Origin of the sequence: Ralstonia mojiangensis, from assembly GCF_023955645.1 — a bacterium.
GTDB lineage: Bacteria > Pseudomonadota > Gammaproteobacteria > Burkholderiales > Burkholderiaceae > Ralstonia > Ralstonia mojiangensis.
Window position 1 is genome coordinate 1,003,396 of sequence record NZ_JAMXHU010000001.1, and the last position, 25,332, is coordinate 1,028,727.

Here is a 25,332-nt window from a genome sequence, read left to right on the forward strand (position 1 = left end):
TTGGGGCGGCGGTAAGACCTGCGTAAGTTGGCGACCGCAAAGTAGGTGTATCCAAGCACAATCAAGATCGAGCCATCGCACACGATGGCCAGGAGACAACGTCATGCCCATGTCCGCCGCGTATCGCGCGCTGTATCAGCGCTCCATTGACGATCCCACAGGCTTTTGGGGCGAGCAGGCCCAGCGTATCGAGTGGCAAACGCCGTATTCGGCAGTCCTCGACGATTCGCGCCTGCCGTTCGCAAAGTGGTTCGTGGGCGGACGCACCAACCTCTGCCACAACGCCGTCGACAGGCATCTCGCCACGCGTGGTGAGCAAGCGGCGCTGGTGTACGTCTCCACCGAAACCGGCCTGGAGACCACGTACACATATCGCCAACTCCATCGCGAGGTCAACCGCATGGCGGCGAGTCTGCAGGCGCTGGGTGTCAGACGCGGCGATCGCGTGCTGATTTACCTGCCGATGATTCCCGAGGCCGCGTTTGCCATGCTGGCCTGTGCACGCATCGGCGCAATCCACTCGGTGGTGTTCGGTGGTTTCGCATCCAACAGCCTCGCCACGCGCATCGACGACGCTACGCCGCGTGTGATCGTGAGTGCGGATGCTGGCTCGCGAGCGGGCAAGGTGGTCGAATACAAGCCGTTGCTTGACGCGGCGATCGACCTGGCGGCGCACAAGCCTGAACGCGTGCTGCTCATCAATCGCAAACTCGCGCCCATGCAGTACAACCCGCGCGATGTTGATTACGCAACGCTCGCGGCAGAGCACGCGAATGCCGATGTGCCGTGCGAATGGATGGAGTCGAGCGAGCCCTCGTACATCCTCTACACCTCGGGTACGACTGGCAAACCGAAAGGCGTCCAGCGCGACACCGGCGGCTACGCGGTGGCACTGGCGGCTTCGATGCCGCTCATTTTTGGCACGCAGCCTGGCGACACGATGTTCACTGCATCGGATGTCGGCTGGGTGGTCGGGCACAGCTACATCGTTTATGCGCCGCTGCTGGCGGGCCTGACGACGGTCATGTACGAAGGCACGCCAATCCGCCCCGACGGCGCCGTCTGGTGGCGCATCGTTGAGCAATACCGCGTGAACGTGATGTTCACCGCGCCGACCGCCATTCGCGTGCTCAAGAAGCAGGATCCTGCGCTGCTACAGCGGCATGACCTGTCGAGCCTGCGCCGCCTGTTCCTTGCCGGCGAGCCGCTGGACGAGCCCACCGCCAGTTGGATTGGCGAGGCCCTGCACAAGCCCATCGTCGACAACTACTGGCAGACCGAGACCGGCTGGCCGATGTTGGCCATTCCGCAAGGGGTCGAGCCTTCCGAGCAAAAGCTCGGCTCGCCGGGCTTCCCGGTCTACGGCTACAAGCTCGACATCCTGGATGAGGCTACGGGGCAACCATGCGCCCCGGGCGAAAAAGGGCTCCTCGCCGTCGCCGCGCCGCTGCCACCGGGCTGCATGACCACCGTCTGGGGCGACGATGCCCGCTTTCTGAAGACCTACTGGTCGGCGTTTCCTGGGCGGCACATCTATTCGAGCTTCGACTGGGGCGTGCGCGACGAGGAGGGCTACGTCACCATCCTCGGCCGCACCGACGATGTGATCAACGTTGCAGGCCACCGCCTCGGCACGCGCGAGATCGAAGAGAGCCTGTCGTCGCATCCGGCCATCGCCGAGGTGGCGGTGGTGGGCGTAGCAGATCAACTCAAAGGGCAGGTGGCGATGGGATTTGCCATCGTGCGTGACGCCTCGCGCATTTCTGAGGCGGCGGGGCGTTTGGCCCTGGAAGGCGAACTGATGCGCACGGTCGAGGCGCAACTCGGCGCAGTGGCGCGGCCCTCGCGCGTATTCTTTGTCGGGGCCTTGCCCAAGACGCGCTCGGGAAAGCTGCTGCGCCGCGCAATGCAGGCGGTAGCGGAGGGCCGTGATCCGGGTGATCTGACCACCATCGAAGACCCCACGGCACTGGCCCAGGTGCAGGCTGCCATGCGAGGTGAGTAGGGCACTGTAAACGTGACATTCTCGCCCGCTTGGAGCTGGGCGTAAGGGCATGACGGGAGGGCGCCATGCGGGTGGCGCTCGCCGTTAAGTCCTTCCTTTTATTGAGTTTTTTGCGGTGTCCGGGTATACTCGTTGGGTTTGAGTTCAGAAACCCATCACCCTAGCGCCAACCGCTTCCTACCTCCCGCCTACCGCCCCGTCTGCCTCGTTTCTCGGTGATTTCTGGTGAGTTCTGTCCCAGCCCGACTCGCGACGCGCGAACGGCCCGGATTCCGCACAGCCGGAATTCCGCTTCGGCGACAAGGTGATCAGGTCGGCACAGGGTGAATCCAGCAGGAGCTACCCGTGTTGCCGTCTTTCCCGCCCGCCATCCTCGCGCTTGCAGACGGCACGGTCTTTCGTGGCTATTCCATCGGTGCGGCCGGTCATACGATCGGCGAAGTGGTGTTCAACACTGCCATCACCGGCTATCAGGAAATCCTTACCGATCCGAGCTACTCGCGCCAGATCGTCACGCTCACGTATCCGCATATCGGTAACGTTGGCGTGAACCGTGAGGACGTCGAAGCTACGAAAGTCCATGCCGCCGGCCTCATCATCAAGGATCTGCCGATCCTCGCGTCCAATTTCCGCAAGGAACACTCGCTCTCGCATTACCTGAAGGGTGAGAAGGTGGTCGCCATTGCCGGAATCGATACCCGCAAGCTGACTCGGATTCTGCGTGAGAAGGGCGCCCAGAATGGTTGCATTCTCGCCGGCGAAGACAACGTGCAGAAGGCCATCGACCTCGCGCGTTCGTTCCCGGGCCTGTCGGGCATGGATCTGGCCAAGGTCGTATCTGTGACCGAGCCGTATGAGTGGACCCAGACCGAATGGGAGCTGGGTCGCGGCTACGGCAAGCAGGAAGCCCCGAAGTACCACGTGGTCGCGTACGACTTCGGCGTCAAGTTCAACATCCTGCGCATGCTGGCCGAGCGTGGCTGCCGCGTAACGGTGGTGCCGGCGCAAACCAGCGCAGCCGATGTCCTGGCGCATAACCCGGATGGCGTCTTCCTTTCCAACGGCCCCGGCGATCCGGAGCCGTGCGACTACGCGATCGCCGCTGCCAAGGAATTCCTCGAACGCCGCCTGCCGACTTTCGGCATCTGCCTGGGTCATCAGATCATGGGCCTGGCTGTGGGCGCCAAGACGCTCAAGATGAAGACCGGCCACCACGGCGCCAACCACCCGGTCAAGGATCTGCAGGATGGCCGCGTGGTCATCACTTCGCAGAACCACGGCTTTGCAGTGGACCCCGAATCGCTGCCGGCCAATGCGCGCGTGACGCACGTTTCGCTGTTTGACGGCACGCTGCAGGGCTTCGAGCTGACCGACCGCCCGGCGTTCTGTTTCCAGGGTCACCCGGAGGCGTCGCCCGGTCCGCACGACATCGCGTATCTGTTCGACCGCTTCACCGCGGCGATGGACGCAGCCAAGCAGTAAAGCCTACGAGATCGCATCGTCATGAACGCCTTCATGCTCGCCCACTTCGGCATCACCGAGTTCTGGACCTTCCTGCTCGGCACGATCTTCATCGTGCTGCTGCCGGGGCCGAACTCGATGTACGTGCTGTCGGTGGCGGCCCGACGCGGAGTGCGTGCGGGCTACCAGGGCGCGTGCGGCGTGTTTCTGGGCGATGCCATTCTGATGGTGTTGTCGGCAGCGGGCGTGGCTTCGCTGTTGAAGGCGAGTCCGGCGCTGTTCTACGTCGTGAAGTACATCGGGGCGGCGTACCTTGCGTGGATCGGTCTTCAGATGCTGTGTGGCGCGGTGCGCAATTGGCGCGCGCGCAAGGCCGGTGGGTCCGTCGAACAAAACGCGGTCCCGGCCGATGAATCTCATCCCTTCAAGAAGGCGCTGATCATCAGCCTGCTGAACCCGAAGGCGATCCTGTTCTTCATCTCGTTCTTCATCCAGTTCGTCGACCCGCACTACGCGCTGCCGGTGGTGTCGTTCGTCGTGCTGGGGCTGGTCTGCCAGATCTGCAGCTTCCTGTACCTGACCACCATCATCTTCGTGGGCGCGCGGCTGGCCGCGGCGTTCCGCGCGCGACGACGTTTGTCTGCTGGTATGAGCAGCGGCGTCGGCGTCATGTTTATCGGCTTTTCCGCCAAGCTGGCGACGGCCACACTGAATTAATCGAATCGAGCGGGTTATGCCAAAACGTACAGATATCAAAACCATCCTGATCATCGGCGCGGGTCCGATCATCATCGGCCAGGCGTGTGAATTCGATTACTCCGGCGCGCAGGCTTGCAAGGCGCTCCGTGAAGAAGGCTTCAAGGTGGTCCTGGTCAACAGCAACCCGGCCACGATCATGACCGACCCCAACACGGCCGACGTGACCTACATCGAGCCGATCACCTGGGAAGTCGTCGAGCGCATCATCGCCAAGGAACGCCCCGACGCGATCCTACCGACCATGGGCGGCCAGACCGCGCTGAACTGCGCGCTGGACCTGCACCGCCACGGCGTGCTGAAGAAGTACAACGTCGAGCTGATCGGCGCATCGCCCGAGGCCATCGACAAGGCCGAAGACCGCCAGAAGTTCAAGGATGCGATGACCAAGATCGGCCTGGGTTCGGCCAAGTCCGGCATTGCGCATTCGATGGACGAAGCCGTGGCCGTGCAGTCGCAGATCGCCAAGGAAACCGGCACGAGCGGCTACCCGATCGTGATCCGTCCGTCGTTCACGCTGGGTGGCACGGGCGGCGGCATTGCCTACAACCGCGAAGAATTCGAAGAGATCTGCAAGCGCGGTCTCGACCTCTCGCCGACCAACGAGCTGCTGATCGAAGAGTCGTTGCTCGGCTGGAAGGAATACGAGATGGAAGTCGTGCGCGACAAGGCCGACAACTGCATCATCGTCTGCTCGATCGAAAACCTGGACCCGATGGGCATCCACACCGGTGACTCCATCACCGTGGCCCCGGCACAGACGCTGACCGACAAGGAATATCAGATCCTGCGTAACGCCTCGCTGGCCGTGCTGCGCGAGATCGGCGTGGATACCGGCGGCTCGAACGTGCAGTTCTCGATCAATCCGAAGGATGGCCGGATGATCGTGATCGAGATGAACCCGCGTGTGTCGCGCTCCTCCGCGCTGGCTTCCAAGGCCACCGGTTTCCCGATCGCCAAGGTTGCTGCCAAGCTGGCCGTGGGTTACACGCTGGACGAGTTGAAGAACGAGATCACCGGTGGTGCGACCCCGGCGTCGTTCGAGCCGTCGATCGACTACGTGGTCACCAAGGTGCCGCGTTTCGCGTTCGAAAAATTCCCGCAAGCCGACAGCCACTTGACCACGCAGATGAAGTCCGTGGGCGAGGTGATGGCCATGGGCCGGACCTTCCAGGAGTCGTTCCAGAAGGCGCTGCGCGGCTTGGAAGTCGGTGTGGATGGCCTGGACGAAAAGTCCACCGACCGCGACGAGATCATCGAAGAGATCGGCGAAGCCGGTCCGGACCGCATCTGGTACCTGGGTGACGCATTCCGCCTGGGCCTGTCGATCGACGAGGTCTACGCGGAGACGTCCATCGACCCGTGGTTCCTTGCGCAGATCGAAGACATCGTCAAGACCGAAGCGCTGGTCAAGGCCCGCACGCTGGACAGTCTGTCGGCTGCCGAGCTGCGCTTGCTCAAGCAGAAGGGCTTCTCCGACCGCCGCTTGGCCAAGCTGATGAAGACGACCTCCAAGGCCGTGCGCGAGAAGCGTATCGCCGAGAAGGTCCGCCCGGTCTACAAGCGCGTGGACACTTGCGCGGCCGAGTTCGCCACCAACACGGCGTACCTGTACTCGACGTACGAAGCCGAGCACGGCGAGTGCGAAGCCGAGCCGACCAGCAACAAGAAGATCATGGTGCTGGGCGGTGGCCCGAACCGGATCGGCCAAGGCATCGAGTTCGACTATTGCTGCGTGCACGCCGCGCTGGCACTGCGCGAAGACGGGTACGAGACCATCATGGTCAACTGCAACCCGGAAACCGTTTCTACTGACTACGACACGTCCGACCGCCTGTACTTCGAGCCGGTGACGCTGGAAGACGTGCTCGAGATCGTCGACAAGGAAAAGCCGGTCGGCGTGATCGTGCAATACGGTGGCCAGACGCCGTTGAAGCTCGCGCTCGACCTGGAAGCCAACGGCGTGCCCATCATCGGCACGTCGCCGGACATGATCGACGCGGCCGAAGATCGTGAGCGCTTCCAGAAGCTGCTGCACGAGCTGGGCCTGCGCCAGCCGCCCAACCGCACCGCGCGTGCCGAAGACGAGGCGCTGAAGCTGGCCGAAGAAATCGGCTACCCGCTGGTGGTGCGTCCGTCGTACGTGCTGGGTGGCCGCGCGATGGAAATCGTGCATGAGCCGCGTGACCTCGAGCGCTACATGCGCGAGGCCGTGAAGGTCTCGAACGACAGCCCCGTGCTGCTCGACCGCTTCCTGAACGACGCCATCGAGTGCGACGTGGATTGCCTGTCTGACGGCAAGCGCGTGTTCATCGGTGGCGTGATGGAGCACATCGAGCAGGCCGGCGTGCACTCGGGCGACTCGGCTTGCTCGCTGCCGCCGTATTCGCTGTCGCAAGCCACCGTTGATGAACTCAAGCGCCAGACCGCTGCGATGGCCAAGGCGCTGAACGTGGTTGGTCTGATGAACGTGCAGTTCGCGATCCAGCAGAAGGGCGGTGAGGACATCGTCTACGTGCTGGAAGTGAACCCGCGCGCGTCGCGTACCGTGCCGTACGTTTCGAAGGCGACCGGTGTCTCGTTGGCCAAGGTCGCGGCTCGCTGCATGGCCGGTCAGTCGCTGGATTCGCAAGGTATCGAAAAGGAAGTCGTGCCAGCGTACTACAGCGTGAAGGAAGCGGTGTTCCCGTTCAACAAGTTCCCGGGTGTCGACCCGGTGCTTGGACCGGAAATGCGCTCCACCGGCGAGGTGATGGGTGTGGGCAAGACCTTCGGCGAGGCGCTCTTCAAGAGCCAACTCGCCGCCGGTTCGCGCCTGCCCGAGAAGGGCACCGTGCTCATGACGGTCAAGGACAGCGACAAGCCGCAAGCCGTGGAAGTGGCCCGCGCGCTGCATACGCTGGGCTACCCGATCGTGGCGACGCGCGGTACGGCTTCAGCCATTGAAGCCGCCGGCATTCCGGTGCGCGTGGTCAACAAGGTGAAGGACGGCCGTCCGCACATTGTCGACATGATCAAGAACAGCGAGATCGCGCTCGTCTTCACGACTGTCGACGAGACGCGTGCCGCGATTGCCGACTCGCGTTCCATCCGCCAGGCAGCATTGGCCCAGCGCGTGACGTACTACACGACCATCGCCGGCGCTCGCGCCGCGGTGGAAGGTCTGAAACACATGCAACACCTCGACGTGTACGACCTGCAGGGTCTGCACGCCACCCTGTAAGCCCATCCTCAGCAGGGCCCGCGACGCGGCATAGCGTCGCGGCGAGCCCGCCGGAGAGGAGCAGTTGCCGCCTCCGGACGGTTCGCCTAAACTAGAGCCTCCGTGTCAAAACAACGACAGCCGCCGTCGGGCGGGTGTGCGCTACGCGCCCTCCCGCTTCGCAGCGGCTGATTTTTTTGTGATTCCGAATTACTTACGATGAGCACCATTCCGATTACCAAGCGCGGTGCCGAGATGCTGAAAGAGGAGCTTCAACGTCTGAAGACCAAGGAGCGTCCGGCCGTCGTCAACGCCATCGCCGAGGCACGCGCCCAGGGCGATCTGTCCGAAAACGCCGACTATGATGCCGCCAAGGAGCGCCAGGGCTTCATCGAAGGCCGTATCCAGGAAATCGAAGGCAAGCTGTCCGCTGCGCAGATCATCGATCCTGCTTCGCTGGATGCCGATGGCCGCGTGGTTTTTGGCGCCACCATCGACCTCGAAGACTTGGATTCGGGTAAGCCTGTCACGTACCAGATCGTCGGCGATGACGAGGCCGATCTGGAAACCGGCAAGATTTCGATCAGCTCGCCGATCGCCCGTGCGTTGATCGGCAAGTTCGAAGGCGACGTCGCCACCGTGGTCGCCCCCGGCGGCGAACGCGAGTACGAAGTCCTGGCCGTCAAGTACCTCTAACCCGATCCGAGACAACCGCCATGCCGCAGCGCTTCTTCCAGTTGCTTGCCACGGTATGGTGCGGTTCGCTCTGGACCATTGGTTACATCGTCGCTCCGACGCTGTTTGCGATGCTGAATGATCGCCAGTTGGCCGGCTCAATTGCCGGCCGGTTGTTTCATGCGCAAGCGTGGATCGGTCTGGCGACAGGGTGCTTGCTGCTGCTGGCCGCCACGGCGCTGGTGCGTCGCGGTCAGGCCGGCTACCGGCGGCTGCGCTGGCTTGTGCTGGCGATGCTGCTTTGCGTGCTGGTGGGCTATTTCGGCCTGCAGCCCTTCATGGCGTCGCTGCGCGAACAGGCCGATGCGCTCGGCGTGGCGGTGGGGGATTCGCCTTACCGCGCACAATTTGCCATGCTGCACGGCGTATCGAGTGTGTTCTATCTGATGCAGAGCCTGTTGGGGTTGGCGCTGATCTGGAAGGCGGCCGGTATTCGGTAAGCCGCCTGAGGCCAAAAAAAGACCGGCTGGAAAGCCGGTCGTTTTCTGTACAGTGCCGAATTGAATCAGGACAGCGCTTTCTTTTTCTGGCTGGTTTGACGCGGTTTCGCGCGCTTGACGTTGCCGCCGGCCGTGACGCGCTCGTTGCCGAGCACGCTCAGGCGGACCGGCTTCGGACGGCGCGCGCTGTTCGGGTTCGGCTTGCGCACGGTGACCGAGCGCGGACCGGCACCAACGGTCGTCTTGCGCGGCGGCTTGAGGTCTCGCGGCTGGTTTTCCTTCAGGTACGCCGGGCCCTCGCGCCAGATCACCAGCAGCTTGCCGATGTGCTGTACCGGGGCCGCTTGCAGCCGGGCGCAGATGGTGTCATAGAGTTCGATCCGAGCTTCGCGGTCATCGCCGAAGACGCGGATCTTGATCAGCCCGTGGGCTGCCAGCGAGCGGTCGATTTCGGCCAGAACGGCCTTGGTCAGGCCCTCCGCACCGATGATGACGACCGGGTTCAACGCGTGCGCTTCGGAGCGCAGTTCCGATCGTTGGGCAGGGGTGAGGATAAGGGCGGGCATAAATAAGGGCGGGATCGCGCAAAGAGACAAACGGCGCGTATTATCCGCCAAAACCAGTCCTGGCTGCCATGTTTGGCGCGACATCCGGGCGAAATTGCAACCAATTCGATGGCAAAGAACAAGTTCAACCAGTCGTGGCTGCACGACCATATCAACGATCCGTACGTAAAGCTCGCGCAGCGCGAAGGCTATCGCGCGCGAGCCGCCTACAAGCTCAAAGAGATCGACGAGCAGGACAAGCTGATCAAGCCGGGCCAGGTCATCGTTGATCTGGGCGCCGCGCCGGGCAGTTGGAGCCAATACGTGCGCAACAAATTGGCCGCATCGCCGCGCGCCAAGGACGGCCGTATCGATGGGGCAATCGTCGCCATCGACATCCTGCCAATGGAAGCCATCGCCGACGTCACCTTCATCCAGGGCGACTTCCGCGAGGACGACGTTTTCCGTCAACTCGAAGAAATCGTGTTGGAAGCCACCGGCGGGGGCAAAGTGGACCTTGTTTTGTCCGATATGGCCCCCAATCTCTCAGGCGTGGCGTCGGCGGACGCCGCGCGCATGGAGCACATCGCCGAGCTGGCTGTGGAATTTGCCATGGCGCACCTGAAACCTGAGGGCGCGCTGCTGATCAAATGTTTTCACGGCAGCGGCTATAGTCAGATCGTCGAGTTGTTCAAGCGCCATTTCAAGATCGTGGCGCCACGCAAGCCTAAAGCCTCCCGCGACAAATCGTCCGAAACATTCTTGTTGGGCCGCCAACTCAAGCATCCTGGCTGACGGACGATACACAGGAAGGGGCCCCCGGCTGGCGCGGCGGTCCGTCGGTCTTGCGGGCAATCAACCCGCGGCGGTGTCCGTGCATTACAATGCCAAGCATCCCGTCAAGGCATTTCTAAAGGAGTCTCGCCTTGAATAACAACTGGTTTCAGAAGGCGGCCATCTGGCTGGTGATTGCCTTGGTGCTGTTCACCGTCTTCAAGCAGTTCGACAAGCCGCGCGCCCAAGAGGGTGTGACGTACTCGCAATTCATGGACGACGCGAAGGCCGGCAAGGTCAAGCGCGTAGAAGTCCAGGGTCGTACTTTGTTGGTCACGCCCAACGAGGGCAACAAGTATTCCATCATCTCGCCCGGCGACATCTGGATGGTGGGCGACCTGATGAAGTACGGCGTACAGGTGACTGGCAAGGCGGAAGAAGAGCAAGGTGTGCTTCTCACCGCGCTTTACTACCTCGGCCCGACGTTGCTGATCATCGTGTTCTGGTTCTACATGATGCGGCAGATGCAGGGCGGCGGGAAAGGCGGCGCCTTCTCGTTCGGCAAGTCCCGGGCGCGGTTGATTGACGAGAACAACAACAGCGTCACGTTTGCTGACGTGGCAGGCTGTGACGAGTCGAAGGAGGAAGTCGTTGAGCTGGTCGACTTCCTGAAAGACCCACAGAAGTTCCAAAAGCTGGGCGGCCGCATCCCGCGCGGCGTACTGCTGGTGGGCCCTCCTGGTACTGGTAAGACGCTGCTGGCTCGCGCCATTGCTGGCGAAGCCAAGGTGCCGTTCTTCAGCATCTCCGGTTCGGACTTCGTTGAAATGTTCGTTGGCGTGGGCGCGGCCCGCGTGCGCGACATGTTCGAAAACGCCAAGAAGCAGGCACCCTGCATCGTGTTCATCGATGAAATCGATGCGGTCGGTCGCCATCGCGGCGCCGGCATGGGCGGCGGCAACGACGAGCGCGAGCAGACGCTGAACCAAATGCTGGTCGAGATGGACGGTTTCGAGGCCAACTCGGGCGTCATCGTGATCGCCGCAACCAACCGTGCCGACGTGCTCGACAAGGCGCTGTTGCGCCCGGGCCGTTTCGATCGTCAGGTTTACGTTGGGCTGCCCGACATCCGCGGCCGTGAGCAGATTCTCAAGGTGCACATGCGTAAGGTGCCGATCGGCAACGACGTTGATGCATCGGTGCTGGCACGTGGCACGCCGGGCTTCTCCGGCGCTGATCTGGCCAACCTGGTTAACGAAGCTGCGCTGTTTGCTGCGCGCCGTAACAAGCGCGTGGTCGACATGCAGGACTTCGAAGACGCTAAGGACAAGATCTACATGGGTCCGGAGCGCAAGTCGGCCGTGATCCGCGAAGAGGAACGCCGCGCTACGGCGTACCACGAGTCGGGTCATGCGGTGGTGGCCAAGCTGCTGCCGAAGGCTGATCCGGTGCACAAGGTCACGATCATGCCGCGCGGTTGGGCGGGCGGTCTGACCTGGCAGCTGCCTGAGCACGACAAGCACTACGCCTACAAGGACACGATGCTCGAAGAGGTCGCGATTCTGTTCGGTGGCCGTGCGGCAGAAGAGGTGTTCCTGGGCGCGATGAGTACTGGTGCCTCCAACGACTTCGAGCGCGCCACCAAGATGGCCCGCGATATGGTGACGCGCTATGGCATGAGCGACGCGCTCGGCACCATGGTCTACGTTGATACGGAACAGGATGGTTTCTTCGGCCGTATGGCATCGAAGACGGTGTCCGAGGCGACGCAGCAGAAGGTGGATTCGGAAATTCGCCGTATCGTGGATGAACAGTACGCCCTGGCCAAGGGGCTGCTGGAAGCGAATCGCGAGAAGGTTGAAGCCATGACCGCCGCGCTGCTCGAGTGGGAAACCATCGACGCCGATCAGGTCAACGACATCATGGACGGCAAGCCGCCGCGCCCGCCGCGCTACGGCTCGACCGGTGGTGGCAGCACCCCGCCGGGTGGTGGCACTCCGGCTGGCGTGACCCCGGGCAACGTGCCTGCCACGGCCTGATGATGACGCGTTGATTTGTCGCTCTGGCAGCGACGCAGAAGAGCCGGTGCAAGCGCACCGGCTTTTTTGTTGGCGCTTTCTGGTATGCCTGGCGTAGCATTCCGGTCCTGCGCAGCATTTCCATCAATCTATCTTGTCCGCTTCCATTTCCACCACAACGCACTTCCAGTGTGGACGTTTCCGTTACGTGCGCGATCGGCGTCCCCTGGTCATGGGCATTCTCAACGTCACGCCCGATTCGTTCTCCGACGGGGGGCAACATGCCACGCGCGATACAGCCTTGCGCCACGCTGAGAGACTGATCGCCGAAGGCGTGGACATGATCGACATCGGTGGCGAATCGAGTCGTCCGGGTGCCGAGCCGCTGAGCCTGCAGGCCGAGTTGGACCGCGTGATGCCCCTCGTCGAGGCGCTGCGCGAATGCGGCAAACCGCTGTCCATTGATACTTACAAGCCCGAAGTGATGAGGGCCACGCTGGATGCCGGCGCCGATCTGATCAACGACATATGGGGCTTCCGCCGGCCGGGCGCGATCGAGGCAGTAGCCAAGGGCAACGCGGGCCTGTGCGTCATGCACATGCAGCGCGATCCGGAAACGATGCAGGAAGCGCCCAGCTATGCGGACCTGATGGGCGAGGTGGAGACCTTCCTGCGCTCGCAGACAGAGGCGTTGATGGCCGCAGGTGTGGCCGCTGACCGTATCTCGCTCGATCCGGGATTTGGCTTTGGCAAAACGCCGGATCACAATCTCACCATGCTCAATCGCTTGGCGGAGTTCAATCGGATCGGTTTGCCGTTGCTCGTCGGTTTATCGCGCAAATCGACGCTTGGCGCTGTGCTGGGTGGCAAACCGCCGGCCGAGCGCGTGACGGCCAGCGTGGCGGCGGCGCTGCTGGCTGCAGAGCGGGGGGCGTTCATCGTGCGTGTGCACGACGTACAACCGACGGTGGAAGCGATTCAACTCTGGTGGGCCATGCGCCACGAACGGGTGAATCCGCCAGTGGCCTGAGAGCCGTCCCGGCCTCACGCGGCTGGGGGTCAAGCGAATAGAGGATTGCCCGGCGATGGCTGGCGCCTTACAAACAAATAAAGAAACATTCTCCAGGAGAGATTCCCAATGTCCAGGAAGTATTTCGGCACCGACGGCATCCGTGGGCGTGTCGGTGAAAGCCCGATCACGCCGGATTTCGTGTTGCGCCTTGGTTATGCAGCAGGCCGCGTGCTGGCCCACGGCGGAGAGGCGCATGGCCATGGCCGTCCCACCGTGCTGATCGGCAAGGACACGCGCCTATCAGGCTACATGCTGGAGGCTGCGTTGGAAGCGGGCTTTACCGCAGCCGGTGTCGACGTTCTGATGAGCGGGCCACTGCCCACGCCCGGTGTGGCGTATCTCACGCGTGCGCTGCGGCTGTCGGCGGGTGTGGTGATTTCTGCATCACATAACCCGTATTACGACAACGGCATCAAGTTCTTCTCGGCCACCGGCGACAAGCTGCCGGACGAAACCGAGTTGCAGATCGAGGCCGAGTTGGAAAAACCGATGGTGTACGCGGCCTCAGACGCGCTGGGCCGAGCCCGTCGTATCGAGGATGCTGCTGGTCGTTACATCGAGTTCTGCAAGAGCACGTTCCCCAGCGATTTGAACCTGTTCGGTATGAAGGTCGTGCTGGACAGCGCGCATGGCGCGGCCTATCACATCGCGCCGCACGTCTTCCATGAGTTGGGTGCGGACGTCGTCTCGATCGGTAACCAGCCGAATGGCCGCAATATCAACGACGGCTATGGCGCGACAGCGCCGGGCAAGTTGGTCGAGGCCACGCGCGAGCATGGTGCCGACATTGGCCTGGCCTTCGACGGCGATGCCGACCGCCTGCAGGTGGTGGACCGCAATGGCCGCCTCTACAACGGGGACGAACTGCTTTACGTGATGGTGCAGGCGCGCCGTGCGGCTGGTCAGGCGGTGCCGGGTGCGGTCGGCACGCTCATGACCAATCTTGCTGTGGAGCTGGCGCTCAAGGCGCAGGGCGTTGAATTCGTGCGTGCCAAGGTGGGTGACCGCTACGTGCTGGAAGAGCTGAAGAAGAATGGTTGGCTGCTGGGCGGCGAAGGGTCAGGCCACTTGCTCTGCCTGGACAAGCACAGCACCGGCGACGGCATCATTTCGGCACTGCAGGTGCTTGCGGCATTGCGTCGCAGTGGCCAGACGCTGGACCAGATGCTGGACGGCGTGCGCCTATTCCCGCAAAAGCTCATCAACGTGCGGGTCGAAAAGGGCTTCGACTGGAAGTCGCACGCTGGCTTGCAAGCGGCGCTGAAGACCAGCGAAGCTGAGCTTGACGGCAAGGGGCGCGTGTTGATTCGCCCGTCGGGTACGGAGCCGGTCGTTCGCGTGATGGTGGAAGCGCAGGATGCTGAACTGGCCAACCAACACGCGGAGCGTCTTGCAGCGACGTTGCAGTAAGTTCTTGCTCGATCAAATATGTAAGTAAAAAAGCGGCCTGCGGGCCGCTTTTTTTATGCGCAGAGGTCGACTTTCATGCCTTGCAGGTCAGTTATGAGAAGTTTTCGTGTTGTCACAGAACTGTCATTCAAGCCGCCTAAAGTTCGGATGTCAAAAATCTGTCATCGCTCAACCGCTCCTCTGGAGAACTCATGAAACTGGTCAAATCCGCAATCGCTGGCGTGGCCGCGCTGGCTTTCGCTGGTGCCGCATTTGCTGTTGACATCACTGGCGCAGGCGCAACATTCCCGGCACCCGTCTACAACAAGTGGGCGGCCGACTACAACAAGGCGACCCAAACCAAGGTGAACTACCAAGGTATCGGCTCGTCGGGTGGCATCAAGCAGATCACTGCCAAGACCGTCGACTTCGGTGCATCGGACATGCCGCTGAAGGACGAAGAGCTGGCCAAGGATGGCCTGATCCAGTTCCCGACCGTGATCGGCGGCGTGGTGCCTGTGATCAACCTGCCGGGCGTGAAGCCGGGCGAACTGACGCTGAACGGCCAATTGCTGGGTGACATCTACCTGGGCAAGATCAAGAAGTGGAATGATCCGGCCATCGCCAAGCTGAATCCGAAGGCCAAGCTGCCGGACCAGGACATCCTGGTGGTGCGCCGCGCTGACGGTTCGGGCACCTCGTTCATCTTCACGAATTACCTGTCGAAGGTGAACACCGAGTGGAAGAGCAAGGTTGGCGAAGGCACGACCGTGAACTGGCCGACCGGTACGGGTGGCAAGGGCAACGAAGGCGTGGCCGCTTTCGTGCAGCGTCTGGGTGGTGCAGTGGGCTACGTTGAGTACGCCTACGCCAAGCAGAACAAGATGACGTACGTGAACCTGCAGAACAAGTCGGGTGCCACCGTGCAACCGACCGCTGAAGCGTTCAAGGCCGCAGCTGCCGGCGCCGAGTGGAGCAAGTCGTACTACCAGATCCTGACGGACGAGCCGGGCAAGGATGCATGGCCGATCGCCGGTGCGACGTTCATCCTGCTGCACAAGACGCAAGCCAAGCCGGAGCAGGGCGCTGAAGTCATGAAGTTCTTTGACTGGGCCTATAAGGGTGGCGACGACGCTGCCAAGGGCCTGGACTACGTGCCGCTGCCGGACGCTGTGAAGAACCAGATCCGTGCGACGTGGAAGTCGAGCGTGAAGGATGCATCGGGCAAGGTTGTCTACAACCACTGATCGTTGCCTGCTGCATAAAGGCTCGTAAGTAGGTGCAGCACAAGGTGCGGGCGGACGGTAAGAATTGGCCGTCCGCACCATTTCAAATGCTTCTTTCACGGCTGACCGGTTTCCCTCATGGCCACGCTCTCTGATTCCTCTGGCGCTTCCCGTATGCGAGCACCCAGCCGCCTCGGCGACCTGGTGTTCGGCGGTCTGACCCGCCTTGCCGCAATCGTTACGCTGTTACTGCTGGGCGGCATCATCATCTCGCTCATCATCAGCTCCTGGCCCACGATTCAGAAGTTCGGCCTGTCGTTCCTGTGGAATTCGGAGTGGGATCCGCCCTCTGACATCTATGGCGCGCTGGTGCCCGTCTACGGCACTTTGGTCACGTCGCTGATCGCGCTCATCATTGCCGTGCCTGTGAGCTTCGGCATTGCCCTGTTCTTGACCGAGCTGTCGCCGGCGTGGCTGCGTCGACCGCTAGGTACCGCCATCGAGCTGCTCGCTGCAGTGCCGTCCATCGTGTACGGCATGTGGGGTCTGCTCGTGTTTGCGCCGATCTTCGGTGAATACTTTCAAAAGCCGCTGGCCGCGACCGTCGGCAAGATCCCGGTCATCGGCGCGCTGTTCCAGGGTGCGCCGATTGGTATCGGCCTGCTGTGCGCCGGGGTGATCCTGGCGATCATGATCATCCCGTACATCTCGGCGGTGATGCGCGATGTGTTCGAAATCACGCCGACGCTGCTTAAGGAATCCGCCTACGGCGTGGGCTGCACGACGTGGGAGGTCATGTGGAACGTCGTGCTGCCGTACACCAAGGCGGGTGTGATCGGCGGTGTGATGCTTGGCTTGGGGCGCGCCCTGGGCGAGACCATGGCCGTGACGTTCGTGATCGGCAACACCAACCTGCTGTCCGATCCGTCGTTGTTCTCGCCGGGTAACAGCATCACGTCGGCGCTGGCCAATGAATTTGCGGAAGCAGGCCAGGGTCTGCACACCGCGGCGCTCATGGAGCTTGGCTTGATCCTGTTCGTCATCACGTTCATCGTGCTGGCGGCGTCCAAGTTGCTGCTTCTGCGCCTGCAGAAGGGCGAGGGTCAAAAGTGAACCAACGCGATCTGCCTGACGCTATGAGACCCAACACCATGCGTACGTCTTCCATTCCTGCCGTCCGCGCCGACTCTGAAAAGATCAAGGCACGCCTGCAGGCCCGCCGCCGCAACATCAACGGGATTGCGCTGGCGCTGTCGCTGGCTGCCATGGCCTTCGGCCTGGTGTGGCTGGCATGGATTCTGTGGACCACGCTCTCGCTGGGTGTGGGCGGCTTGTCGATGTCGCTCTTCACGGAGATGACGCCGGCGCCCAATACGCCGGGAGGCGGCCTCGCCAACGCCATCGCAGGGTCGCTCCTGCTGGTGGGCATGGCTACGCTGGTCGGCACACCCCTGGGCATCATGGCCGGCATCTATCTGGCCGAGTACGGCAAGACTTCGCCGCTGGCGAGCGCCACGCGTTTCATCAATGACATCCTGCTGTCGGCACCGTCCATCGTGATCGGCCTGTTCGTGTATGCCGTCGTGGTGGCCCGCGTGCAGCACTTCTCGGGGATTGCCGGCGTGCTTGCGCTGGCGCTGCTGCAGATTCCGATCGTGGTGCGCACCACCGAGAACATGCTGAACCTGGTGCCCAACGCGATGCGTGAAGCTGCCATGGCGCTTGGCACGCCCAAGTGGAAGATGATCCTGTCGATTACGTTGAAGGCGTCGTATGCCGGCGTGATTACTGGTGTGTTGCTGGCCGTGGCCCGCATTGCCGGCGAAACCGCGCCGCTGCTCTTCACCGCGCTGAACAACCAGTTCTGGAGCTTGGATCTGAATCAGCCGGTTGCCACGCTGCCGACCGTGATCTTCAAGTTTGCGATGAGCCCGTTCCCCGAGTGGCAGCAATTGGCCTGGGCCGGGGTATTCCTGATTACGTTGGGTGTGCTGGGGCTGAATGTCCTCGCGCGTGCCTTGTTCACCAAGAAATGACCATGACTGCTACGTCCCTCGAAGTGCGCACGCAAAGCCCGAAGATCGATGTTCGCGACCTGAACTTCTACTACGGCAAGTTCCACGCGCTGAAGAACATCTCCCTGCAGATTCCGGAAAAGCAGGTGACTGCGTTCATCGGCCCGTCGGGCTGCGGCAAGTCGACGCTGCTGCGTACGTTCAACAAGATGTACGCGCTGTATCCGGAGCAGCGGGCCGAAGGCCAGATCAACATGGACGGCGAGAACCTGCTGACCTCGCGCATGGACATCGCGCTGCTGCGTGCCAAGGTCGGCATGGTGTTTCAGAAGCCGACGCCGTTCCCGATGTCGATCTACGACAACATCGCTTTCGGTGTGAAGTTGTTCGAGCGTCTGTCGCGCTCTGAGATGGACGATCGCGTGGAATGGGCGCTGACCAAGGCCGCTCTGTGGAACGAAGTGAAGGACAAGCTCAACCAGTCGGGTTACGGCCTGTCGGGCGGTCAGCAGCAGCGTCTGTGTATCGCACGTGGCATTGCCATCCGCCCCGAAGTGCTGCTGCTGGATGAACCGTGCTCGGCGCTCGACCCGATTTCCACGGGCAAGATCGAAGAGCTGATCGCTGAACTGAAGGACGACTACACGGTCGTCATCGTCACGCATAACATGCAGCAGGCGGCGCGTTGCTCTGACTACACGGCGTACATGTATCTGGGCGAGCTGATCGAATTCGGCGATACCGAAAAGATCTTCATCAAGCCGCAGCGCAAAGAAACCGAAGACTACATTACCGGCCGCTTCGGCTGACCTGCAACAACGCTGAAGCTGAAGCGACAAGGAGAAACCGATGTCTGAGAAGCATCTGTCATCGCAGTTTGATACCGACCTGACCTCGATCAGCACCAAGGTGCTGCAGATGGGCGGGCTGGTGGAGGCGCAAATTGCACGCGCCATGCGCGCACTGGCCAACTTCGACACCGCCATGTGCGATCAAGTCATGGCCGTGGAGCTGGAAATCAATGCGCTCGAGATCGAGATCGACAGCGATTGCAACAACATCATCGCGCGCCGCCAGCCGACCGCACGTGACTTGCGTTTGGTGATGGCAATCTCGAAAACCATCACCAACCTTGAGCGTGCCGGCGACGAAGCCGAGAAGATCGCCAAGCGCACCAAGCGCATCATGCAGGACCCGTCGGCACATGCGTTGAACTACGCTGGTGTGGAGCGCTCGGGCGAGATGGCCGCCACCATCCTGCGTCACGCGCTGGACGCGTTCGCGCGCCTGGATACCGCTGCCGCCGTGTCGATCCTGCAGGAAGACAAGGCCATCGATGAGGAATTCCGCGGCTTCATGCGCGAACTCATCACGTACATGATGGAGAACCCGCGCACGATTTCGGTGGCGCTGGATCTGCTGTTCATTGCCAAGGCTATTGAGCGTATTGGCGATCACGCCAAGAACATCGCCGAGTTTATTATCTACATCGTCAAGGGCACCGACGTCCGGCACGCTTCACGCGAGACGCTGGAACGCGAGATCCTTGGCGAAGGCGAATAAAAGGCAGGACTGGAGACGTGAGCATGCCGAGCAGTATTCTCGTCGTAGAAGACGAACCGGCGATCGCTGAACTGATCGCCGTCAACCTGCAGCACGCAGGGCATTACCCGATCCGCGCGTACAACGCCGAGCAGGCGTTGTCGTTGATGAGCGATGTGTTGCCCGACCTCGTTCTGCTCGATTGGATGCTGCCGGGCAAGTCGGGCGTGATGTTCGCCAAGGAACTGCGCGCCAACGAGCGCACGCGCCAGATCCCGATCATCATGCTGACGGCCCGCAGCGAAGAGCAGGACAAGATCATGGGCCTGGACAGTGGCGCGGACGATTACGTCACGAAGCCGTTCTCGCCCAAGGAATTGCTGGCCCGCATCAAGGCCGTGCTGCGCCGCCGCGCGCCGCAGCTGACCGATGACGTGGTGGCAATCAACGGCCTGAAGCTGGACCCGGCCACGCACCGCGTAACGGCTACGAACCTCGAGGCAGAAAACCCGATCAAGCTGGACCTTGGTCCGACGGAGTTCCGACTGCTGCATTTCCTGATGACGCATCCGGAGCGCGTGCACAGCCGCTCGCAGCTGCTTGATCAGGTGTGGGGCGACCATGTGTTCGTGGAAGAGCGCACGGTGGACGTGCACATCAAGCGTCTGCGTGCAGCGCTCGCTCCGGGTGGCTATAGCAACATGATCGAAACCGTGCGCGGCAGCGGCTATCGCCTGGCGCGCAATCCGGGGCAATAACGCATCCCTCAGACGAACGCGCGCGTGGTTTTTTCCCTCGCGCGTTCACGCGCCCGTCGCGGTCCAGCGCTTAGAATGCCTTCATGAACGTCTTCTGGACCCGCTTTGCCGTCTTTGCCGCCCTCATGGGCATCGTCGCGGCATGCTTGTATCTCTTCGTCGACCATGTCGTTGCACTGGCCGTTCTCAGTGCAATGTTGTTGGCGATGCTCCTGTATTACGTCTATCAGATCCAACGCCTGTGGCGCGTGCTGGACTCGCCGGCCTATGGCGAGATCCCCAGCGCGTTGGGCCTGTGGGGCGAGGTCTACTACCGCCTGCACCGGTTGATGAAGGGCTGGCGCACGCAGGTGCTGCAGGTCGAGCAACAGCACAGCCGCTTCATCCAGGCCATTCAGGCTTCGCCCAACGGCGTGCTCATGCTTGACGGCGAAGACCAGATCGAATGGTGCAACGCGGTGGCTGAAGAGCACTTTGGCCTCTCTGCCAGGCGCGATCTGCGCCAACGTATTACCCACCTGATCCGCCGGCCGGAGTTCGTGCGCTACCTTGCGCGCGGCGAGTTCGAGGAGCCGCTCACCATGCATGACGTGGGCCCGCACAAGCAAAGCATCATCTCCGCCCAGATCTTGCCGTATGGCGAAGACCGCAAGCTGCTGGTGTCGCAGGACATCACCAAGCTGGAGAACACCGAAGCGATGCGCCGCGATTTCGTGGCCAACGTCTCGCACGAGTTGAAGACGCCGCTGACCGTGCTCTCGGGTTTTCTGGAGACGGTGCGCGACCTTCCTCTGCCGGAAGAAGACAAGAAGCGCTACCTGGACATGATGCATACGCAAGCCATGCGCATGCAGCACCTGGTGGAAGACTTGTTGGCGCTCGCCACGCTGGAGGGGAATTCCGAGCCGCCGTCATTGGCGCCGGTGCCGATGCAGCGCATGATGCTGCAGCTCCAGCACGATATCGAAGCGCTCTCTGCGGGCCGGCACACCGTCAGCATGACGTGCGACCCCGCCGTGAGCGTGTGTGGCGCCGAGCTTGAATTGCTTTCCGCATTCAGCAACCTGGCGTCCAACGCAGTGCGCTATACGCCGGATGGCGGCACGATCCGCCTGGATTGGGGCGTGCGGGACGGCCACGCGGTGTACTCAGTCACTGACACGGGGATCGGCATCGCGCCCGAGCATATTCCGCGTCTGACCGAGCGCTTCTATCGGGTGGACCGCAGCCGTTCACGCGACACCGGCGGCACCGGGCTGGGCTTGGCCATTGTCAAGCACGTGCTGTCACGCCACGGTGGAGAACTGCAGGTGACCAGCGAGCACGGCAAGGGCAGCACCTTCCGCGCCGTGTTCCCGCCGGAGCGCACGGTGGTGCGCAGCGCCAGCGTTACCGATGAGCGTGTCGCCTGATCACCGGTCTTCTCCATCCCTTGATCCAATGAAAAACGCACGCTGTTGAGCGTGCGTTTTCGTTTGCTGGCAGGCGGCCGGATCAGCCTGCGGAGATATCCACCGGAGCGCGCTCCGTCGGTTCCGCGGCCGTTGCCGCCGCCACTGCGGCAGCCGTCTCCGCCGCTGCAGCGGCCTGCGGCGAGAAGTGGTTCAGCAGTTCCAATTGGCTGATGCGCACGTGCTTGCCACGCGTCTGACGCTGCACGTAGCGGCCATCCTGCTGCATGACCCACGCCGACGCGTTATCGCGCAGATGCACCTGCAGACTTTCCCTGATGACGCGCGCCTTGAGCTTGCGGTCGAGCACGGGGAAGGCCACTTCGACACGGCGGAACAGGTTGCGGTCCATCCAGTCGGCGCTGGAAAGATAGACGACTTCCTCGCCGCCAGCATGGAAGTAATAGACGCGGTGGTGCTCCAGGAAACGCCCAACGACGGAGCGCACGCTGATGTTTTCCGACAGCCCAGGTACGCCCGGCTTGAGGGCACACACGCCGCGCACGATCAAGTCGACTTTCACGCCCGCGCGCGATGCCTTGTATAGCTCGTCGATGATGGCCGGTTCCAGTAGCGCATTCATCTTGCCGATGATGCGCGCACGTTTGCCTGCACGAGCGGCACGTGCTTCGGCCCGGATGTGCTCGATCAGGTTGTCGTGCATCGTGAACGGCGAGTGCCATAAATGATGCAGCTTGACCTGCGCGCCTGTGCCTGTCAGCAACTGGAACACGTGATGCACGTCTTCGCAGATCTGCTCGTTGGCGGTCATGAGGCCGAAGTCGGTGTAGAGGCGGGCGGTCTTGGGATGGTAGTTGCCCGTGCCAAGGTGCGCGTAGCGGCGCAGCTTAACCGTCTTGCCCTTGCCGGACACCTCACGGCGCACCACCAGCAGCATCTTTGCGTGGCACTTGTGGCCAACCACGCCATACACGACATGGGCGCCGGCCGATTCAAGCTGGTCCGCCCAGTTGATGTTCGTCTCTTCGTCAAAGCGCGCGAGCAGTTCGACGACGACAGTCACTTCCTTGCCGTTGTGCGCTGCTTTGATGAGCGCTTCCATCACCGTGGATTCGTTGCCGGTGCGGTAGACAGTCTGCTTGATGGCGACCACGTCGGGGTCGCGCGCAGCTTGCTGCAGCAATTCCAGCACCGGCGTGAAGCTTTCGTACGGATGGTGCAGCAGGATGTCGCCCTGGCGGATGGCGTCGAACACGTTCGAGCTGTTAGCCACCTGCCTGACCGTCGCTGGCACATGCGGCGGGTACTTCAGCACCGGCTTGTCGACCATGTCAGGCACCTGCAGCAGGCGCACGAGGTTCACCGGGCCTTTGACGCGGTAGCAGTCCGTTTCGGCTAGACCGAACTCCTGCAGCAGGCGTAGTGCCAATGCCGGCGATGTGTCATGAGCGATTTCCAGGCGTACCGCGTCGCCAAAGTGACGGGTTGAAAGTTCGCCCTGCAGCGCTTCGCGCAAGTCCGTGATTTCATCTTCCGACACGAACAGGTCGGAGTTGCGTGTTACGCGAAATTGGTAGCAGCCGTGTACGTCGATCTGCGGAAACAGTTCGTGCACAAAGCCTTGCATGAAAGACGAGAGCAGCACGAACCCATACGGATAGCCTGACAGCTCCGGCGGCATCTGCACAAGCCGGGGCAGGGCGCGCGGCGCCTGCACGATGGCCAGTTCAGCCTCGCGGCCGAAGGCATCCTTGCCCGACAGCTCGATGATGAAGTTCAGGCTTTTGTTGAGCACGCGCGGGAAGGGGTGTGCCGGGTCCAGCGCCATCGGCGTCAGGATGGGCACCAGTTCGCGCTGGAAGAAATTGCGGCACCAGGCGCGCTGGGCTTCATTCCAGTTGGTAGTCATGTGGAAGAAGACGCGTTCCTTCTCCAGCAGGGGCAGGATCTCGTCCTGCAACATGGCATACTGTTGCGCGACCAGCTGCCGCACCCGCTCCGAAACCACGCCAAATGCCTGCTGCACCGACAGCCCGTCGGGTGTGACCGACGAAGGGTTGTCGCGCATCTGCTCCTTCAATCCGGCAATGCGGATTTCAAAGAACTCATCGAGGTTGCTCGACACGATGCAGATGAATTTCAGCCGCTCCATCAGCGGCACACCCGGGTCAGCAGCCTGGGCGAGCACACGGGCGTTGAATTCCAGGATGCCCAGTTCGCGATTGAGCAGATCGCCCGCGGGCAATGTCGACATGTTGTGTTCAGACGGATGACGATCCGGCCACTTTTTCATAGTTCGGTGTCAAATTTGTGACACATTGGATTTGTCACGTTCGGGACACAATAAAGACATATTTTGTTGCGCATTGTTTCGAACGACAATACTCCGCGCCCCTGATTCTGCTCCTCAACCGTTTTCATTCATGAGTCCCACCCCCCGTCTGCTGGCTGCTGTCGACATGGGCTCCAACAGCTTTCGGCTGATGATCGGCCGCGTCGACGAAACCCCTGGTGGCACCCAGATATTCCAGGTTGATGCGCTGCGCGAGCCGGTCCGTTTGGCCGCTGGGCTTACGCAAGATAAATACCTGGATCAGCCTGCCCGTCGGCGCGGCGTCGATGCCTTGCGCCGCTTTGGCGATCGCTTGCGCGATTTTGCCCCCGAGCATGTGCGCGCCGTGGCCACCAACACGTTGCGCGTGGCCAAGAACGCGCAGGAATTCTTGATCGAGGCGGAAGCCGCTCTGGGGTTCCCCATCGAGGTGATTGCGGGCCGCGAAGAAGCTCGGCTGATCTATCTCGGTGCATCGCATGACGCACCGGCGTGCCAGGGCAACCGGCTCGTCGTCGATATCGGCGGTGGCTCCACGGAGTTCATCATCGGCAATGGCTACAAGCCCAAGCTGATGGAGTCGCTGTATATCGGTTGTGTTTCGCATAGCCGGCATTTCTTCCCGAACGGCAACGTAGACGAATATGCGATGAAGCAGGCCGAGTTGGCCGCACGTCGCGAAATCCAGGTGCTCGTGCAGCAGTACCGCACGGCTGGCTGGAACCAGGCCGTCGGGTCTTCGGGTACGGCACGTGCGCTGGCTGAGCTGATCGAGCTGAACGGTTTCAATGACAAGAGCAACGAGCACGGCATCACGCGCGAAGGGCTCGAGCGCCTGAAGCGCGCGCTCGTCAAGTCGGAGAACACCAATCGTCTGAAGCTCAACGGCCTGAAGTCGGACCGGATTCCGGTGCTGCCGGGCGGCCTGTCGATCATGCTCGGCGTGTTTGCCGAGCTCGATGTGGATCGTATGGATGTGACCGACGGCGCCTTGCGCCTGGGCGTGCTGTATGACCTGCTCGGCCGTACCCATCATGAAGACATGCGCACGGTGACGATTGAGCAGTTCATGCGCCGCTACAGCGTCGACCGCGCGCAGGCGAGCCGTGTCCGCGATGCGGCGACGGCGCTTTTATCGCAGTTTCCCGATCCGCCCGATGAGCGCCGCGAAGACAATCTCGCGCTGCTGGGTTGGGCGGCAAACCTGCACGAGATCGGCATGAGCATCTCGCACAGCGGGTACCACAAGCACTCGGCGTACATCGCCAGCCATGCCGATATGCCGGGCTTCTCCAAGACCGATCAGGCGCGCCTCGCGACGCTGCTGCTGGGTCATGCCGGCAAGCTCGGCAAACTGTCGGGCGGCGGAAAGTTCCTGGATTGGCGGATGCTGTTCAGCCTGCGTCTGGCGTTCGTGCTGTGCCGTCGTCGGGGAGCGATGCAGTTGCCCGGCCTGCGCGTGCGCCACAGCGAAGGCGAACTGAATGAAGGCGGTTTCGAGGTCGAGCTGCCCAAGAGCTGGATCGAGCAGAATCCGCTGGTGGAATACAGCCTGGCGAAAGAAGCCGATGAGTGGCAGCGCATCGGTCGCCGCTACAAGGTGGTGTACGTGTAAGGCGTCTCGCTGCATCCCAAGCAAAACGGCCCGGA

Annotated in this window: 20 protein-coding genes; 18 read left to right on the plus strand and 2 right to left on the minus strand. The window is 62.1% G+C overall.

The features are described from left to right. The first annotated feature begins 103 nt into the window (after positions 1 to 103). The 6 genes from prpE (at position 104) to NG898_RS04810 (ending at position 8,599) form a co-directional block, all read left to right on the plus strand. On the plus strand, positions 104 to 2,005 hold the full coding sequence (prpE, locus tag NG898_RS04785) for a propionate--CoA ligase (protein ID WP_252691289.1): 1,902 nt from the start codon (positions 104 to 106) through the stop codon (positions 2,003 to 2,005). 345 nt (positions 2,006 to 2,350) lie between these two features. Next, on the plus strand, positions 2,351 to 3,487 hold the full coding sequence (gene carA, locus NG898_RS04790) for a glutamine-hydrolyzing carbamoyl-phosphate synthase small subunit (RefSeq protein ID WP_252691290.1): 1,137 nt from the start codon (positions 2,351 to 2,353) through the stop codon (positions 3,485 to 3,487). A gap of 21 nt (positions 3,488 to 3,508) precedes the next feature. After that, positions 3,509 to 4,183 carry a leucine efflux protein LeuE gene (gene leuE, locus NG898_RS04795; RefSeq protein WP_252691291.1) on the plus strand — a complete coding sequence of 225 codons (675 nt, stop codon included), beginning with the start codon at positions 3,509 to 3,511 and terminating at the stop codon, positions 4,181 to 4,183. A 16-nt stretch (positions 4,184 to 4,199) separates the two neighbouring features. Next, positions 4,200 to 7,445, plus strand: a complete 3,246-nt coding sequence (gene carB / locus NG898_RS04800; RefSeq protein WP_232040337.1) for a carbamoyl-phosphate synthase large subunit — start codon at positions 4,200 to 4,202, stop codon at positions 7,443 to 7,445. Positions 7,446 to 7,643: 198 nt separating this feature from the next. Continuing rightward, positions 7,644 to 8,120 (plus strand): transcription elongation factor GreA, encoded by a 477-nt coding sequence (gene greA / locus NG898_RS04805; protein ID WP_027681156.1) that lies wholly within the window; start codon positions 7,644 to 7,646, stop codon positions 8,118 to 8,120. Positions 8,121 to 8,140: 20 nt separating this feature from the next. Further along, a complete protein-coding gene (locus tag NG898_RS04810; RefSeq protein ID WP_252691292.1) occupies positions 8,141 to 8,599 on the plus strand; it encodes a DUF4149 domain-containing protein in 459 nt (152 codons plus the stop codon). A 65-nt stretch (positions 8,600 to 8,664) separates the two neighbouring features. Here NG898_RS04810 and NG898_RS04815 read toward each other — a convergent pair whose 3' ends face one another. Then, entirely contained in the window at positions 8,665 to 9,165 is a 501-nt protein-coding gene (locus NG898_RS04815; RefSeq protein WP_004634261.1) for a YhbY family RNA-binding protein, read from the minus strand. A 108-nt stretch (positions 9,166 to 9,273) separates the two neighbouring features. On the opposite strand from NG898_RS04815, the gene NG898_RS04820 reads away from it, so the two are divergent. From NG898_RS04820 to phoR, 11 genes are all read left to right on the plus strand, one after another. Then, a complete protein-coding gene (locus NG898_RS04820) occupies positions 9,274 to 9,939 on the plus strand; it encodes an RlmE family RNA methyltransferase (protein ID WP_252691293.1) in 666 nt (221 codons plus the stop codon). Between the two features lie 131 nt (positions 9,940 to 10,070). Then, the gene (gene ftsH / locus NG898_RS04825) at positions 10,071 to 11,957 is read left to right on the plus strand and encodes an ATP-dependent zinc metalloprotease FtsH (protein ID WP_092969891.1); all 1,887 of its coding nucleotides are present in this window, start codon (positions 10,071 to 10,073) and stop codon (positions 11,955 to 11,957) included. Positions 11,958 to 12,102: 145 nt separating this feature from the next. Next, positions 12,103 to 12,966 carry a dihydropteroate synthase gene (gene folP / locus NG898_RS04830; RefSeq protein WP_252691620.1) on the plus strand — a complete coding sequence of 288 codons (864 nt, stop codon included), beginning with the start codon at positions 12,103 to 12,105 and terminating at the stop codon, positions 12,964 to 12,966. A gap of 108 nt (positions 12,967 to 13,074) precedes the next feature. Next, positions 13,075 to 14,418, plus strand: a complete 1,344-nt coding sequence (gene glmM / locus NG898_RS04835) for a phosphoglucosamine mutase (protein ID WP_252691294.1) — start codon at positions 13,075 to 13,077, stop codon at positions 14,416 to 14,418. A gap of 191 nt (positions 14,419 to 14,609) precedes the next feature. Then, the gene (gene pstS / locus NG898_RS04840) at positions 14,610 to 15,644 is read left to right on the plus strand and encodes a phosphate ABC transporter substrate-binding protein PstS (protein WP_252691295.1); all 1,035 of its coding nucleotides are present in this window, start codon (positions 14,610 to 14,612) and stop codon (positions 15,642 to 15,644) included. Positions 15,645 to 15,761: 117 nt separating this feature from the next. Next, positions 15,762 to 16,736, plus strand: a complete 975-nt coding sequence (gene pstC, locus NG898_RS04845; protein WP_252691296.1) for a phosphate ABC transporter permease PstC — start codon at positions 15,762 to 15,764, stop codon at positions 16,734 to 16,736. A 38-nt stretch (positions 16,737 to 16,774) separates the two neighbouring features. Continuing rightward, positions 16,775 to 17,659, plus strand: a complete 885-nt coding sequence (gene pstA, locus NG898_RS04850) for a phosphate ABC transporter permease PstA (protein WP_252691297.1) — start codon at positions 16,775 to 16,777, stop codon at positions 17,657 to 17,659. Then, a complete protein-coding gene (pstB, locus tag NG898_RS04855; RefSeq protein ID WP_004634243.1) occupies positions 17,656 to 18,447 on the plus strand; it encodes a phosphate ABC transporter ATP-binding protein PstB in 792 nt (263 codons plus the stop codon). The genes pstA and pstB overlap by 4 nt, the downstream gene beginning before the upstream one ends. A gap of 40 nt (positions 18,448 to 18,487) precedes the next feature. After that, positions 18,488 to 19,201, plus strand: coding sequence for a phosphate signaling complex protein PhoU (gene phoU, locus NG898_RS04860; protein WP_092969902.1), 714 nt, complete (start codon positions 18,488 to 18,490; stop codon positions 19,199 to 19,201). 23 nt (positions 19,202 to 19,224) lie between these two features. Next, positions 19,225 to 19,938: a phosphate regulon transcriptional regulator PhoB gene (gene phoB / locus NG898_RS04865; RefSeq protein ID WP_045203227.1), complete on the plus strand. Its 714-nt coding sequence runs from the start codon at positions 19,225 to 19,227 to the stop codon at positions 19,936 to 19,938. Between the two features lie 83 nt (positions 19,939 to 20,021). Beyond that, complete coding sequence (gene phoR, locus NG898_RS04870) at positions 20,022 to 21,350, plus strand: phosphate regulon sensor histidine kinase PhoR (protein WP_252691298.1); 1,329 nt, start codon at positions 20,022 to 20,024, stop codon at positions 21,348 to 21,350. Positions 21,351 to 21,432: 82 nt separating this feature from the next. Here the strand turns inward: phoR and ppk1 are convergent, their stop codons facing one another. Beyond that, on the minus strand, positions 21,433 to 23,604 hold the full coding sequence (gene ppk1, locus NG898_RS04875; RefSeq protein ID WP_252691299.1) for a polyphosphate kinase 1: 2,172 nt from the start codon (positions 23,602 to 23,604) through the stop codon (positions 21,433 to 21,435). A gap of 169 nt (positions 23,605 to 23,773) precedes the next feature. Here ppk1 and ppx point away from each other — a divergent pair, with 169 nt between their 5' ends. Beyond that, positions 23,774 to 25,297, plus strand: a complete 1,524-nt coding sequence (gene ppx / locus NG898_RS04880) for an exopolyphosphatase (RefSeq protein WP_252691300.1) — start codon at positions 23,774 to 23,776, stop codon at positions 25,295 to 25,297. Positions 25,298 to 25,332: the final 35 nt, after the last annotated feature.

Coding starts and splice junctions, on each gene's coding strand:
- greA (WP_027681156.1), top strand. CDS start 7,644: ATGAGCACCATTCCGATTACCAAGCGCGGTGCCGAGATGCTGAAAGAG.
- glmM (WP_252691294.1), top strand. CDS start 13,075: ATGTCCAGGAAGTATTTCGGCACCGACGGCATCCGTGGGCGTGTCGGT.
- pstB (WP_004634243.1), top strand. CDS start 17,656: ATGACCATGACTGCTACGTCCCTCGAAGTGCGCACGCAAAGCCCGAAG.
- phoR (WP_252691298.1), top strand. CDS start 20,022: ATGAACGTCTTCTGGACCCGCTTTGCCGTCTTTGCCGCCCTCATGGGC.
- pstA (WP_252691297.1), top strand. CDS start 16,775: ATGCGTACGTCTTCCATTCCTGCCGTCCGCGCCGACTCTGAAAAGATC.
- NG898_RS04810 (WP_252691292.1), top strand. CDS start 8,141: ATGCCGCAGCGCTTCTTCCAGTTGCTTGCCACGGTATGGTGCGGTTCG.
- ppk1 (WP_252691299.1), bottom strand. CDS start 23,604: ATGTCGACATTGCCCGCGGGCGATCTGCTCAATCGCGAACTGGGCATC.
- ppx (WP_252691300.1), top strand. CDS start 23,774: ATGAGTCCCACCCCCCGTCTGCTGGCTGCTGTCGACATGGGCTCCAAC.
- phoU (WP_092969902.1), top strand. CDS start 18,488: ATGTCTGAGAAGCATCTGTCATCGCAGTTTGATACCGACCTGACCTCG.
- leuE (WP_252691291.1), top strand. CDS start 3,509: ATGAACGCCTTCATGCTCGCCCACTTCGGCATCACCGAGTTCTGGACC.
- prpE (WP_252691289.1), top strand. CDS start 104: ATGCCCATGTCCGCCGCGTATCGCGCGCTGTATCAGCGCTCCATTGAC.
- NG898_RS04815 (WP_004634261.1), bottom strand. CDS start 9,165: ATGCCCGCCCTTATCCTCACCCCTGCCCAACGATCGGAACTGCGCTCC.
- NG898_RS04820 (WP_252691293.1), top strand. CDS start 9,274: ATGGCAAAGAACAAGTTCAACCAGTCGTGGCTGCACGACCATATCAAC.
- phoB (WP_045203227.1), top strand. CDS start 19,225: ATGCCGAGCAGTATTCTCGTCGTAGAAGACGAACCGGCGATCGCTGAA.
- carB (WP_232040337.1), top strand. CDS start 4,200: ATGCCAAAACGTACAGATATCAAAACCATCCTGATCATCGGCGCGGGT.
- pstC (WP_252691296.1), top strand. CDS start 15,762: ATGGCCACGCTCTCTGATTCCTCTGGCGCTTCCCGTATGCGAGCACCC.
- pstS (WP_252691295.1), top strand. CDS start 14,610: ATGAAACTGGTCAAATCCGCAATCGCTGGCGTGGCCGCGCTGGCTTTC.